Origin of the sequence: Burkholderia sp. 4M9327F10, from assembly GCF_005503145.1 — a bacterium.
In the GTDB taxonomy this organism is placed as follows: Bacteria; Pseudomonadota; Gammaproteobacteria; order Burkholderiales; family Burkholderiaceae; genus Paraburkholderia.
On sequence record NZ_SCNV01000007.1, the window covers coordinates 143,994 to 157,332 of the forward strand.

General features: G+C 63.9%; 13 protein-coding genes. 3 read left to right on the top strand and 10 right to left on the bottom strand.

Features of this window, described 5'->3' with window-relative positions; all coding sequences use genetic code 11:
• Positions 1-204: 204 nt before the first annotated feature.
• Entirely contained in the window at positions 205-1,122 is a 918-nt protein-coding gene (locus FFS45_RS10055) for a LysR family transcriptional regulator (protein ID WP_137954487.1), read from the bottom strand.
• 112 nt (positions 1,123-1,234) lie between these two features.
• Here FFS45_RS10055 and FFS45_RS10060 point away from each other — a divergent pair, with 112 nt between their 5' ends.
• From FFS45_RS10060 to FFS45_RS10070, 3 genes are all read left to right on the top strand, one after another.
• Positions 1,235-2,257, top strand: a complete 1,023-nt coding sequence (locus tag FFS45_RS10060) for an aldo/keto reductase (protein WP_137954488.1) — start codon at positions 1,235-1,237, stop codon at positions 2,255-2,257.
• A gap of 168 nt (positions 2,258-2,425) precedes the next feature.
• Positions 2,426-2,842 carry a helix-turn-helix domain-containing protein gene (locus tag FFS45_RS10065; RefSeq protein ID WP_137954489.1) on the top strand — a complete coding sequence of 139 codons (417 nt, stop codon included), beginning with the start codon at positions 2,426-2,428 and terminating at the stop codon, positions 2,840-2,842.
• 2 nt (positions 2,843-2,844) lie between these two features.
• A complete protein-coding gene (locus FFS45_RS10070) occupies positions 2,845-4,644 on the top strand; it encodes a chloride channel protein (RefSeq protein WP_137954490.1) in 1,800 nt (599 codons plus the stop codon).
• A gap of 89 nt (positions 4,645-4,733) precedes the next feature.
• On the opposite strand, the gene rng is transcribed toward FFS45_RS10070, so the two are convergent.
• The 9 genes from rng to upp all read right to left on the bottom strand — a co-directional run bounded on the left by rng (position 4,734) and on the right by upp (position 13,132).
• Positions 4,734-6,203, bottom strand: coding sequence for a ribonuclease G (rng, locus tag FFS45_RS10075; protein ID WP_137954491.1), 1,470 nt, complete (start codon positions 6,201-6,203; stop codon positions 4,734-4,736).
• Positions 6,204-6,212: 9 nt separating this feature from the next.
• Positions 6,213-6,842, bottom strand: a complete 630-nt coding sequence (locus tag FFS45_RS10080) for a Maf family protein (protein ID WP_137954492.1) — start codon at positions 6,840-6,842, stop codon at positions 6,213-6,215.
• 208 nt (positions 6,843-7,050) lie between these two features.
• Complete coding sequence (gene rlmH / locus FFS45_RS10085; RefSeq protein ID WP_137954493.1) at positions 7,051-7,521, bottom strand: 23S rRNA (pseudouridine(1915)-N(3))-methyltransferase RlmH; 471 nt, start codon at positions 7,519-7,521, stop codon at positions 7,051-7,053.
• 54 nt (positions 7,522-7,575) lie between these two features.
• Complete coding sequence (rsfS, locus tag FFS45_RS10090) at positions 7,576-8,028, bottom strand: ribosome silencing factor (protein WP_137954494.1); 453 nt, start codon at positions 8,026-8,028, stop codon at positions 7,576-7,578.
• Between the two features lie 4 nt (positions 8,029-8,032).
• Positions 8,033-8,740 (bottom strand): nicotinate-nucleotide adenylyltransferase, encoded by a 708-nt coding sequence (locus tag FFS45_RS10095; RefSeq protein ID WP_249362746.1) that lies wholly within the window; start codon positions 8,738-8,740, stop codon positions 8,033-8,035.
• Positions 8,741-8,828: 88 nt separating this feature from the next.
• Positions 8,829-9,752 carry an oxygen-dependent coproporphyrinogen oxidase gene (gene hemF / locus FFS45_RS10100; protein WP_137954496.1) on the bottom strand — a complete coding sequence of 308 codons (924 nt, stop codon included), beginning with the start codon at positions 9,750-9,752 and terminating at the stop codon, positions 8,829-8,831.
• Between the two features lie 49 nt (positions 9,753-9,801).
• Positions 9,802-11,079 carry a phosphoribosylamine--glycine ligase gene (gene purD, locus FFS45_RS10105; RefSeq protein ID WP_137954497.1) on the bottom strand — a complete coding sequence of 426 codons (1,278 nt, stop codon included), beginning with the start codon at positions 11,077-11,079 and terminating at the stop codon, positions 9,802-9,804.
• Positions 11,080-11,325: 246 nt separating this feature from the next.
• Positions 11,326-12,054: a YebC/PmpR family DNA-binding transcriptional regulator gene (locus tag FFS45_RS10110; protein WP_137954498.1), complete on the bottom strand. Its 729-nt coding sequence runs from the start codon at positions 12,052-12,054 to the stop codon at positions 11,326-11,328.
• 427 nt (positions 12,055-12,481) lie between these two features.
• Positions 12,482-13,132, bottom strand: a complete 651-nt coding sequence (gene upp, locus FFS45_RS10115; RefSeq protein ID WP_137954499.1) for a uracil phosphoribosyltransferase — start codon at positions 13,130-13,132, stop codon at positions 12,482-12,484.
• Between the last annotated feature and the right edge of the window lie 207 nt (positions 13,133-13,339).

Below are 13,339 nucleotides of genomic sequence, written 5' to 3' on the forward strand. Positions count from 1 at the left end.
CAAAACATCGATCCTGTGCGGCGCTCCGATGTTGGGGGAGACGCCGGCAGGATCCGTTGCATCCGCCTTTGAGTGCTTTAACGGGGTAGCGCGGCAAAATCCGTTGCTATGGACGGAATTTTTTTGTGCGTGCCGGGTAGCGGCCGCAGCGGGGGCAAATGATCCGTCTTTCTAACAAAATGCTTTCGTCAAAGGCGCAGATATTCAACCCACACCTTGGGACTCCAAACCATCCTTGCCCAGAATGAAATCCACCAGGGCGCGCAGCGGGCGCGGCATGTGGGAGCGGCTCGGATAGTAGAGGAATGGTCCGCTGAAAGACTGCCACCAGCCGTCGAGGATCGGCACCAGCTTGCCGCTTTCGATTGCCGGCCTCAAAAACTCGTCGAAGGTGTAGACGATGCCGAGTCCGTCGATGGCGGCGCCGCGCTCCAGTTCGATCACCGAGGCGATCATGGGGCCATTCGGCTCGATCCGCACCACTTCGTCGCCGCGTCTGAATTCCCAGGTTGCCAGCACGCCGCTGTCGAAGCGATGGCCGATACACGCATGGTCGACCAGTTCGCGGGGATGCTGCGGCGTGCCGCGTGTCGCGAGGTAAGACGGCGCCGCGGCGGCGATGAAGTGCTGCACGCGCGGGCCAATCGGCACAGCGATCATGTCGCGCTCGAGACGCTCGTCGTAGCGAATGCCGGCGTCGAAACCGGCCGCGAGGATATCGATAAAGGTGTCGTTGGTGCCGACATCAACGGTGATGCCAGGATGCGCGGCGAGAAAACGCGAGAGCAGGGTGGGCAGGATCTCCCGTGCCGCGATCGACGGCACGTTCAGGCGCAGCGTGCCTGTAGGACTTTCGCGAAACAGGTTGACGGCATCGAGCGCCGTGGCGATTTCGCCGAAGGCCGGCGCCAGCCGCTCGAACAGGCGTTGCCCCGCTTCAGTGGGGGTGACGCTGCGGGTTGTGCGGTTGAGCAGACGCACGCCCAGTTGCTGCTCCAGCCGGCGAATCGCCTCGCTGAGCGACGATGCCGAGACGCCGCGGGTTGTCGCGGCATGCCGGAAGCCGCGTGCCTGAGTGACGGCGACGAAGGCTTTCAGATCGGAAAGGTCAGGTTCCTGCATTGTTCGCTTTTCCGCACAGGCTATTCGAATTGAGATGGATTATCGCACGCAGCATTTGAGCCGATACTTCGGGTCAAGCGCCTCACATGCGGCGCACCTACCGAGGACGATCATGAAGCAACTTCAACTGGGTAAGACCGGTCCGCAAAGCTCAGCACTGGGCTTGGGCTGTATGGGTATGTCGGGCATGTATGGTCCCGCCGACCGGGCCGAGAGCATCGCCACGATCCACGCCGCGCTCGAAGCGGGCGTCACGTTGCTCGACACCGGTGATTTCTACGGTTCGGGCCATAACGAGCTGCTGATCGGCGAGGCCCTGAAAAGCGCGCCGCCCTCGCGCCGCGATGCAGCGATTATTAGCGTGAAATTCGGCGCGATGCGCGATCCCGCGGGCGGCTGGTCGCTCTACGATGCACGGCCTGCGGCAGTGAAAAACTTTCTCGCGTATTCGCTGCAGCGGCTGGGTGTCGACCATATTGACATCTACCGTCCGGCGCGGCTCGATCCCAATGTGCCGATCGAAGAGACGGTGGGCGCCATCGCCGACATGATCAAGGCCGGCTATGTGCGGCACGTGGGACTGTCCGAAATGGGCGCGGCGACTATCCGTCGTGCGGCGGCGGTGCATCCGGTGAGCGATCTGCAGATCGAGTACTCGCTGATCTCGCGTGGTATCGAAGAGGAGATTCTGCCGGTCTGCCGCGAGCTTGGGGTGGGCGTGACGGCATATGGGGTTCTTTCGCGTGGACTGATCAGCGGGCACTGGACCAAAGAGTCCGCAGGCAAAGGCGATTTCCGCGCCATGAGCCCGCGTTTCCAGGGCGAGAATGTCGATCACAATCTCGCGCTTGTCGAGGCGCTGCGCAAGGTGGCCGAGTCCAAAGGCGTGACGGTCGCGCAGATCGCGATTGCGTGGGTCGCCGCGCAGGGCAGCGATATCGTGCCGCTGATCGGCGCGCGCAAGCGTGAGCGCCTGACGGAGGCGCTTGGTGCGGCGGAGGTTCAGTTGAGTAGCGATGACCTCGCCGCAATTGCCGACGCCGTGCCGAAAGGCGCTGCGGCAGGCGAGCGTTATGCGGCTGCGCAGATGGCGCATCTGGATAGCGAGAAGGGAAGTCATGGTCACGCGGGCTAAGTTGCGCTGATCTGTATTTCCAGCAGGACGCGGGCCGCCCGGCAGAACAGACTTTGTTCTGCCGGGCGGCCTTTGTTTCCTGGAGATCTGCTGCTGCGACGTCTGAGTACGATCACAAATATCATAACGTGATATAGTTTGATTTTGGACTGTTCCAGCAGGGCTCCGATGAAAACACTCAAACGTGGTTTGACGAAGACGGATTTCGAGCAACTGTCCGAGTTTCGCTACCAGATGCGACGCTTCGAGCGCTTCTCCGAGCAGGCCGCGCAGGGTGAGGGCATCACGCCTTTGCAGTATTTGCTGCTGCTGCATATCAAGGGATATCCGGAGCGCGAGTGGGCAACCATTGGCGAGCTCGCCGAACGGCTCCAGGCGCAGCACCACGGGGTGGTCGCACTGGTGTCCCGGTGTGAGGCACTGGATCTCGTCCAGCGCAGGATCAGTGACGTCGATCGCCGCCAGGTCGAGGTGCATCTGCTCAAAGCGGGCGAGCAGGTGCTCTTGCGCCTCGCCGAAATGCATCGTGCCGAATTGAAGTCTCTCGAAGGCGCGTTTAACGTTCCCCGGATCGATCTCGAGTAACCATGAACCACGATACGCATAAGCGCGACTTCTCAGCCAACGCGCGGCTTCCTGGCATTGCCTTGCTCGCTGCGGGGATTGGCGCGCTCAGCACGCTCGCAGCGTTCGTGCTGCTCAGCCTGATTCATCTGTTCACGAACCTGTTTTTCTTTGGCTCGTTTTCTTTCGCGGATCGCTCGCCGGCACTGAACACACTCGGCGGCTGGGTGATCCTGATACCGGTAGCAGGTGGATTGATCGTGGGTCTGATGGCTCGCTACGGTTCGGAGAAAATCCGCGGTCATGGTATCCCGGAGGCGATCGAAGCCATCCTGTTCGGCAAGAGCCGCATGTCGCCTAAAGTGGCGATTCTCAAGCCGCTCTCGTCGGGTATTGTGATTGGCAGTGGCGGGCCGTTCGGTGCGGAAGGCCCTATCATCATGACAGGTGGCGCGCTCGGTTCACTGATCGCGCAGTGCGTGAAGCTCACCTCGGCGGAACGCAAGACGCTGCTGGTCGCCGGTGCGGCTGCGGGCATGACGGCAGTCTTCGGCACCCCTGTGGCCGCCGTGCTGCTCGCGGTGGAACTGCTGTTGTTCGAATGGCGGCCGCGCAGCTTCCTGCCCGTAGCGTTGGCCTGTGCGGTTGCGGGCTTTGCGCGTGCGGCCTTCTTCGGCGCCGGTCCGCTGTTTCCGCTCGAAACGGCGCCGCCTGATGCGCTCTCGCTTGTCTCTTGCGTGATTGCCGGTCTGCTGAGCGGCGCACTGGCTTCCGGCTTGTCTGCCGCCTTGTATAAGACCGAAGATCTGTTCGGCAAGCTTCCCGTCCACTGGATGTGGTGGCCAGCGCTTGGCGGTCTTGTCGTGGGGATTGGCGGGTTTATGGAACCGCGTGCGCTGGGCGTTGGGTACGACGTGATCGGCGACCTGCTGCACCAGCATATCCTGCTACAGGCCGCGGCTGCGATCCTGATAGTGAAAGCGATTATCTGGGTGGTCGCGCTAGGCTCCGGCACGTCGGGCGGGGTGCTTGCTCCACTGCTGATGTTGGGGGCGGGTCTTGGCACCGTGCTCAGTCACGTCCTGCCAGGCGGTGAACCGGCGCTGTGGCCGCTCGTTTGTATGGCAGCAACGCTGGGTGCGACCCTCGGCGCGCCGCTTACGGCAATCGTCTTTGCATTTGGCCTGACGCACGACAGCAACGCGCTGCTGCCGCTTCTTGCCGCTACGCTGGTGGCGCACGGCTTTGCGACCGTGGTCATGCGCCGTTCCATCATGACGGAGAAGATTGCCCGTCGCGGGTATCACATCTACCGTGAATACGGCGTCGATCCGCTCGAGCGACACTACGTGGACGAGGTGATGTCGCGTTCCGTCGAGACCATCGACGCCAACCTGTCGGTGAGCGAGGCGCTGACGACCTTCTTTGGCTCGACGCAAACGCACCGGGCCTATCCGGTGGTCAGAGACGGCGTGGTGATTGGCGTGATTGATCGCGCGGCGCTCGAGCGTTTTGGTGGCGAAGGAGTTGCGCCGGCCGCCGACGCGCGCCTGGCTGACGTGCTGAGCGGCAGCGCACCGGTTGTCGCCTTGTCCGATGAGACCTGCAGGCTGGTCGCCTCGAGGCTCGCGGTCCATGGTCTTGAACGCTTGCCCGTGGTCGCCGACAGGGAAACTTTGCGCCTCGTGGGGATCGTCTCGCGAAGCGATCTGGTCAAGCCCTCACTCGCGTACTTTGAAGAAGAGCACAAGAGGGAGCGGTTCCGGCGCGTCACGTTTAACCGGAATGGGAAGCGCTTTCCACCGGTGCGACGGGCGGGGTAAAGAGGGTGATCAGAGGAGGGTGGTAAGCGCGTAGGTCCGCCGTTACCGGTAGACCATCCGCGCATGCGGGACGCGCTGGGTGGCGAGGCTTACATCAGCACAATATCGTACTGCTCCTGGCTCAAATTCGACTCCACCTGCAACGACACCGGCTTGCCGATGAAATCGATCAGCATTGCCAGGTGTTGCGATTCCTCTTCGAGGAACAGGTCGATCACCTGCTGCGACGCCACCACGCGGAACTCGCGCGGATTGAACTGGCGCGATTCACGCAGAATCTCGCGCAGCACGTCGTAGCACACGGTGCGCGCCGTCTTCACCTGACCCTTGCCCTGGCACACCGGGCAAGGCTCGCATAGCACATGGGCAAGCGATTCCCGGGTGCGCTTGCGTGTCATCTCCACCAGCCCGAGCTGCGAGAAACCATTCACCGTCACCCGGGTGCGATCGCGTGACAACGCCTTCTTCAACTCGCCGAGCACCTGGTCGCGATGCTCGGTGTTTTCCATATCGATGAAGTCGATGATGATCACGCCGCCCAGATTGCGCAGCCGCAATTGCCGCGCGATCGTATGCGCCGCTTCGAGGTTGGTCTTGAAGATCGTATCGTCGAAATTGCGTGCGCCAACATAACCGCCGGTATTGACGTCGATGGTGGTCATCGCCTCGGTCTGGTCGATCACGAGGTAGCCGCCCGACTTCAGATCGACGCGCCGCGACAAGGCCCGCTGAATCTCCGTCTCAATGTTGTACAGATCGAACAGCGGCCGCTCGCCGGTGTAGTGATGCAGCTTCGACGACACCGCCGGCGTGAACTCCGTCGCGAAATCGGACAGCATCTGGAAGGTCTCGCGCGAATCGACCTGGATGCGCGTGGTCTCGTCATTGACGAAGTCGCGTAGCACGCGTTGCGCCAGATTCAGGTCCTGGTACAGCAGGCTCGTCGGCGGCATGCGCTGGCCCTGCGAGACGATGGTCGCCCACGTCTTGCGCAGATAGGCGACGTCGCCGGCCAGTTCCTCGCTGGTGGCGTCCTCGGCGATCGTGCGCACGATGTAGCCGCCTTTCTCGTCGGCAGGCAGCACGGCAGTCAGCCGCGCGCGGATCGCTTCGCGCTCGGCTTCGCTTTCGATCTTCTGCGAAATGCCGATATGCGGTTCCTGCGGCAGATAGACCAGCGTACGTCCGGCGATGCTCACCTGGGTGGACAGCCGCGCGCCCTTGGTGCCGATCGGGTCTTTGACAACCTGAACCATCAAGGTCTGGCCTTCGAAGACGATTTTTTCGATCGGCTGATGGGTGGTCTGATGCTGCGGCTCTCCGGCAAGACGTGGATGCCAGATATCGGCGACGTGCAGGAACGCGGCGCGCTCGAGGCCGATATCGATAAAGGCCGATTGCATGCCCGGCAACACGCGAACCACCTTGCCGAGATAGACGTTGCCGACGCGCCCGCGCGACAGGGTGCGCTCGACGTGAAGTTCCTGGACGGCGCCTTGCTGGACCAGCGCGACGCGCGTTTCCTGCGGCGTGACATTGATCAGGATTTCTTCATTCATGGTGTTGTTCTAGAAGTCGATGCGCGCTGCCCGCAGGAGGGCAGCGGTTTCAAAAAGAGGCAAACCCATGATACCTGAATAGGACCCCTCGATACGCTCGATAAACTCCGCCGCGCGCCCCTGCACGCCATAAGCGCCTGCCTTGCCGAGCGGCTCGCCGCTTGCGACATAGCGTTGCAGGGCGCTCGCGTGCACTGCAGCAAAACGTACTCGCGACACCGACAGGGCGGGGGCCAGCACCTCTCCATCGGCGTTGACCACGGCGAGTGCGGTCAGCACTTCGTGTTCGCGTCCGGCGAGGCGCGTGAGCATCGCCAGGGCGTCGGCGGCGTCGGCGGGCTTGCCGAGAATCGCGTCATCGATGGTGACGGTTGTGTCCGCAACCAGGATGGGCGCCTGCACGTGAGCGCCGGCGACAAGCCGCGCCCGCGCTGCCCGCGCCTTGGCTGCGCACACCCGCACCACGTAATCGTGGGCGAGCTCGCCGGGCAATTCGGCTTCGAGCGCTTCGGCGTCTTCGTCGGGGCGCGGCAGCAGCAGTTCATAGCGCACGCCGAGCTGTTGCAACAACTCCTGACGGCGCGGACTTTGGGATGCGAGGTAGACAAACGGATGCAGTGCAGCAGCGGGCGTTGCCATAAAGGGTCTCGGTAAGGCGTGTTGCGTGGAGGATGCGCGCACGCGAGAGGCTCGACATGCGCGCCTCGCTGGCACATCTGGAACAGCGCGTTGAGGCACCGTGCGCGAATACGGCACGGCGAACTGCAAGGCGCGAGACGCCATGTCCAAGGCGCGCTGCGGTGTGCAGGCGGCCGCAGGCGTTCGGCACATCAGCGCCGTCGCGCACTCACACGCGGTGATAGGGGTGATTTTGCGTGATGGTCCACGCGCGGTAAAGCTGTTCGGCAAGCAGCACGCGCACCATGGCATGCGGCAGCGTCAGGCTGGAGACGCGCAGCAGCAGGTCGGCGCGCGCCTTGAGGTCGGGGTCGAGGCCATCGGCCCCGCCGATCAGGAACGCCACGTCACGCCCGTCCTGCTGCCAGCCGGGCAGGGCGGTGGCGAGCTGCATGGTGGTCCAGTCGCGGCCGCGCTCGTCGAGCGCGACGATGCGCGCGTTCTTCGGCAAGGCGGCTTCTATCTTCAAGCGCTCAGCGGCCATCACGCTTTCTGCCGGCCGCCCCGACGAACGCTGCTCGGGCTTGATCTCGCGCAGTTCGATACGCAGCTCGGGTGGCATGCGCTTCGCGTACTCGTCGAAGCCGGTGGCGATCCAGTCCGGCATCTTGTGGCCGACGGCGAGGATATGCAGTTTCATTGATAACGCTGAGGCGACGATGTGTACGGTACGTACGGCAAACCTGCGCGCTGCTTAACGACGGCGTGCCGGCGTCTTGCGGGCAGGCTTGGCAGCCGGTTCTTCGTCTTCCTCGTCTTCGTCCAGCGGCTCGCTGGCGCGGGCGCCGCCGAACGGGCTCGGGTTGGCCAGCTTGATGCGCACCGGCTTGTCGCCCCAGATTTCCTCGAGGTTGTAGTACTGGCGCAGCGCCGGTTGCAGGATGTGCACGACCGCGTCGCCGCAATCGACCAGCACCCATTCGCCCACGTCTTCACCTTCCGTGCTGATGATCTCGCCGCCCGATTCCTTGACCTTTTCGCGCACGCTGGAAGCCAGCGCCTTGGTCTGACGGTTCGAGGTGCCGGAGGCGACGATCACGCGATCGAACAGTCCGGTCAGGTGGCTGGTGTTGAACACCTTGATGTCTTGCGCTTTCACGTCTTCGAGGGCGTCGACGATCACGCGTTGCAGTTTGCGAATATCCATAGGGTTACCGGTGGTACAGATGATGTTGAAGAATATAGTCCCACACCGCAGCGGGGACATGGCTCGCGGCCTCGTTCTGTTGCTGGCCGCCGGCATGCTGGACGAGGCGTTCGCGCAGATGCGCGCGGATATCGGTGGCCGAAACGTCGAAGGCCAGCGTGGTATCGATCAGCAGATGACCACAGGGTGTTGCCTGCAGCACGTCGGCCGTGGCCCCACGTGCGGCGATCTCGGTGGCGACGACCGGTGGAATCGAGGCGAGCTCGAAGCCCGGACGGGTCGCCACGCAGATATGCGCGAATTCGAACAAACGGCGCCATTCACGCCATGTGTCGAGGCGTACGAGCTGGTCGGCGCCGATCAGCATCGACAGCGAGACCTGCGGACCCTCGCGCTCGCGCCAGCGTTGCAGCGTCTCGACCGTGTAGGTCGGGCCGTCGTGCTCGATTTCATCAGTGGCGACGCTCACCGTCACGCCCGGCAGTTCGAGCGAGCCGGCCGCGGCGCGGGTCATCGCCAGGCGGTCCGCCGCCGGCGACACGTCCGGCTTCTGCCAGGGCTGCCCGGCCGGCAGCAGCACCAGTTCGGTCAGGTGAAGCACTTCGGCGAAGCGGCGCGCAAGCGCCAGATGGCCGTCGTGGATCGGGTCGAAAGTGCCGCCCAGCAGGCCGATCCGGCGGGGCAGGGCAACGGGGTGAGCGTTCGCGTTCAGGTGAGAGTCCTTTGTCGTGACGGCGCCAGCGGGCGGCGCGGCAAACCGGCGGGCGGAGCCTGCAGTGCTTGCCGTGCCTGAGATGCCTTCAGGCCCACTCGCGCGGCACGAGAAAATCGCTGTAAAGGCGTGCTTCGGGCGTGCCCGGCTGCGGCTGCCAGTTGTAGCGCCAGTTCACCACAGGCGGCATCGACATCAGGATCGACTCGGTGCGTCCGCCGCTCTGCAGCCCAAACAGTGTGCCACGGTCGAAGACCAGGTTGAACTCGACGTAGCGGCCACGGCGGTACGCCTGGAAATCGCGTTCAGCTTCGCCGTACGGCATGCTGCGGCGCTTTTCGATGATTGGCAGGTATGCTTTCAGGAACGCGTCGCCGACGCTTTTGAGCATCGCGAACGATTGCTCGAAGCCCGGCTCCGAGAAATCGTCGAAGAAAATCCCGCCGATGCCGCGCGCTTCGTTGCGGTGCTTGAGGAAGAAATACTCATCGCACCAGCGCTTGAAGCGCGGGTACAGCTCGGCGCCGTACGGTTGCAGCGCGTCGCGGCAAACGCGGTGAAAATGCTGCGCGTCTTCCTCGAAACCGTAGTACGGTGTCAGATCCATGCCGCCGCCGAACCAGAACACCGGCGCTTCGCCGGCCTTGGTGGCCATCAGCAGGCGCACGTTCATATGCACCGTCGGGCAGTACGGATTGTGCGGGTGCAGCACGAGCGACACGCCCATCGCCTCGAAGCCGCGTCCGGCGAGCTGCGGCCGCGCGGCGCTCGCCGAGCCCGGCAGCGCGTCGCCGGCGACGTCGGAAAAGCCGATGCCGGCGCGCTCGAAGAACTGGCCGCCTTCCAGAATCCGTGTGATGCCGCCGCCGCGCAGCTTCTCGCCGGGGGCGCGCTGCCAGGCGTCGGTGGCGAACGGGGTGCCGTCGAACCTGCCGAGCGTGTCGGCAATGTGCGTCTGCAGGCCTTGCAGCCAGCTACGTACAGCCTGTACGTCGTAGTTCGAATCGGTCATGAATGCTGTATGCCAAGTGCGGCGCGCGAGGCGCGCCGCGGGTTCGTGTTCAGCTATGTTTGCGGTTCAGCGCCCGATAGCCGATGTCGTGACGATACTGCATACCGTCGAACGAGATCTGGTTAATCGTTTCGTAGGCCACCGATTGCGCGCTGCGCACCGAATCCGCCAGCCCGACCACGCACAGCACACGGCCGCCCGAGGTGGTCAGCTTGCCGTCGCTCAGCGTGGTGCCGGCGTGGAACGTCACGGAGTCGTCCGTTTCGGCCGGAATGTCGCTGATGCGGTCGCCCTTGCGGGGGCTTTCCGGATAGTTGTGCGCGGCCAGCACGACGCCGAGCGCGGTGCGGCGGTCCCATTCCAGCTCGACCGTATCGAGTGTCCCGGCGATGGCCTGTTCCACGACCTTCGAGTAATCGCCCTTCAGACGCGCCATGATCGGCTGCGTTTCGGGGTCGCCCATGCGGCAGTTGAACTCGAGCGTCTTCGGATTGCCGTGCGCGTCGATCATCAGGCCCGCATACAGGAAACCGGTGTAGCGGATGCCTTCCTTCTCCATGCCCTGCACGGTCGGCAGGATGATTTCGCGCATCACGCGGGCATGCAGTTGCGGCGTGACGATCGGCGCGGGCGAATAGGCGCCCATGCCGCCCGTGTTCGGGCCCTGATCGGCGTCCAGCAGCCGCTTGTGATCCTGGCTCGAGGCAAGCGGCAGCACGTGCTTGCCGTCCACCATCACGATGAAGCTCGCTTCTTCGCCGGCGAGGAATTCCTCGATCACGACACGCGCGCCGGCGTCGCCCAGCTTGTTGTCCGACAGCATCATGTCGACGGCGGCATGCGCTTCTTCGAGCGTTTGCGCGACCACCACGCCCTTGCCGGCGGCGAGGCCGTCGGCCTTGATGACGATCGGCGCACCCTTGGCGTCCAGATAGGCGTGCGCGGCGGCGACGTCAGCGAAGGTTTCGTATTCGGCGGTCGGAATTGCATGGCGCTTCATGAACGCCTTGGCGAAGTCTTTCGAGCTTTCGAGCTGCGCCGCTTCCTTCGTGGGCCCGAAAATTTTCAGGCCACGCGCGCGGAACAGGTTGACGATGCCGGCGGCGAGCGGCGCTTCCGGCCCGACCAGCGTAAAGGCGATCTGTTCTTTCTCGACGAAATCGGCCAGCGCAGCCGGCTCGGTAATGTCGACGTTGCGCAGACGCTCGTCCTGGGCGGTGCCGCCGTTGCCTGGAGCCACGTAGACGAGCTGGACCCGCGGCGATTGCGCGAGCTTCCATGCGAGCGCGTGTTCGCGACCGCCGGAACCGACGACGAGTAACTTCATGTGATTCCCCGAAGACTTAAAAACCATGAACGGCCGACGCGTGAACGTCGGCCGTGAATATCCGCAAGGTTCGCACAAGGCGAACGGCTAACCTGTGACACCGGCACAAGAAAACGGCTGGCGTGCCCCAGGTTTGCAAAAAGCAGTGGCGACAGCGCTTGCAACCCCACTTGAACAGCATGCAAGACACGTGCAACCGGCCGCGAAGGCCTGCGGGCGCTGCCTTGCCTGGCGCGCCCGCGCGGCTTATTCGCCGTCGATCGCAGCGTTTGTATAGACTTCCTGCACGTCGTCCAGATTTTCGAGCGCGTCGAGCAGCTTTTGCATCTTCACCGCGTCCTCGCCGGTGAACTCCACTTCCGTTTGAGGTTTCATCGTCACCTCAGCCAGTTCCGCCTTGAAACCGGCGGCCTCGAGCGCGGACTTCACCTTCGGGAAATCGTTCGGCGGGCACAGCACTTCGATACTGCCGTCTTCGTTCGTCACCACGTCGTCGGCGCCGGCTTCGAGCGCCGCTTCCATCAGCTTGTCTTCCGCCGTGCCCGGCGCAAACAGGAACTGGCCGACGTGGTCGAACATGAACGACACCGAGCCGTCCGTACCCATGTTGCCGCCGTTCTTCGAGAACGCGTGACGCACTTCCGCCACGGTGCGGGTGCGGTTGTCCGTCATGGTGTCGACGATCACCGCCGCGCCGCCGATGCCGTAGCCTTCGTAGCGGATTTCTTCGTAGCTTGCGCCGTCGACGCCGCCGACGCCACGCTGGATGGCGCGGTTGACGTTGTCTTTCGGCATGTTGGCGTCATACGCCTTTTCGACGGCGAGCCGCAGACGCGGGTTCGAGTCGATATCGCCTCCGCCCATGCGGGCGGCCACCTGAATTTCCTTGATGAGACGCGTCCAGACCTTGCCGCGCTTGGCATCGGCCGCCGCTTTTTTATGCTTGATGTTGGCCCATTTCGAATGACCCGCCATACCTTTCTCCATCGCGCGCGCCGGTGGGGCGCACGCATAGTGCAATTGTCGTTGCGATGTCGGGCGCTTCAGAAGGCGCGCCTCGATGTCAGACCGCGATGTCAGACCGTTTTCAGCTTGAACTTGAAGCGCCCGGCAATCGGGACCGGACCGGTCTGGACTGGGTTCCGCGGACCGCCAGCACCGCGCCTATAGCGCAGTCGGCGCGGGGAGGCTGATCACCGGCGCCTGAGCGCGAAAAGCGCCGTGCCGGCTTGCGCGGACCCCGCAAAGGCGCGATGCGCCGGGCGATTGTGCAAGTTGAGCCGCTCGATGAGCGGATGCGAATTTTATCATGCCGCGGGGCTGCGGCAGTGGGGTTGGACCGGGAAAGAGGGTGCCCGACGACGTTGCGGCGCCGTTTTTATGCGCCGCCGGCCCTCTCACCTCAGTTCTTCGTCCCGAACAGCCGGTCGCCTGCGTCGCCCAGACCCGGCACGATATACGCGTGATCGTTCAGATGCGAATCGAGCGACGCCACGTACAGTTTCACGTCCGGATGCGCGTCCTGGAACACCGTGACGCCTTCCGGGGCGGCCACCAGCGCAAGGAACATGATGCTTTCGCCCGGCACGCCGCGGCGCTTGAGCACATCCACCGCGTGCACCGCCGAGTAGCCGGTTGCCACCATCGGGTCGCACAGAATGAAAATTCGGTCTTCCAGATCCGGCAGCCGCACCAGATATTCGACCGGGCGATGGTCGTCGGCCCGGTACACGCCGATGTGGCCGACGCGCGCCGACGGAATCAGTTCCAGCAGCCCGTCCGACATGCCGACGCCGGCCCGCAGCACCGGCACGATCGCCAGTTTCTTGCCGGCAATCACCGGTGCGTCGATCTCGACGAGCGGGGTGGTGACGCGGCGCGTGGTCATCGGCAGGTTGCGGGTGATTTCATAGCCCATCAGCAGCGTGATCTCGCGCAGCAGTTCGCGGAACGTGCGTGTCGAGGTGTCCCGGTCGCGCATGTGCGACAGCTTGTGCTGGATCAGCGGGTGATCGAGGATGAAGAGATTGGGGAAACGGCTGTCCTGTGTCATGGCGGGGGCGCTAGCAGCGGCAAAGGGAATCGGTCGGGATCGGTCAGAATCGGTCGGCGGCCCGCCCGGCCGGATAACCGGCTGGCGGGTGCGCCACGGCTGCAAGTTTACCGAAAGTCCCGCCCCAGGATACCGGAGATTGCGGCGAACCGGCCGCCAGCCAGGCACCGATTCTTCTAGAATCGGGGGAAAGCGCCCGCGTGGGCC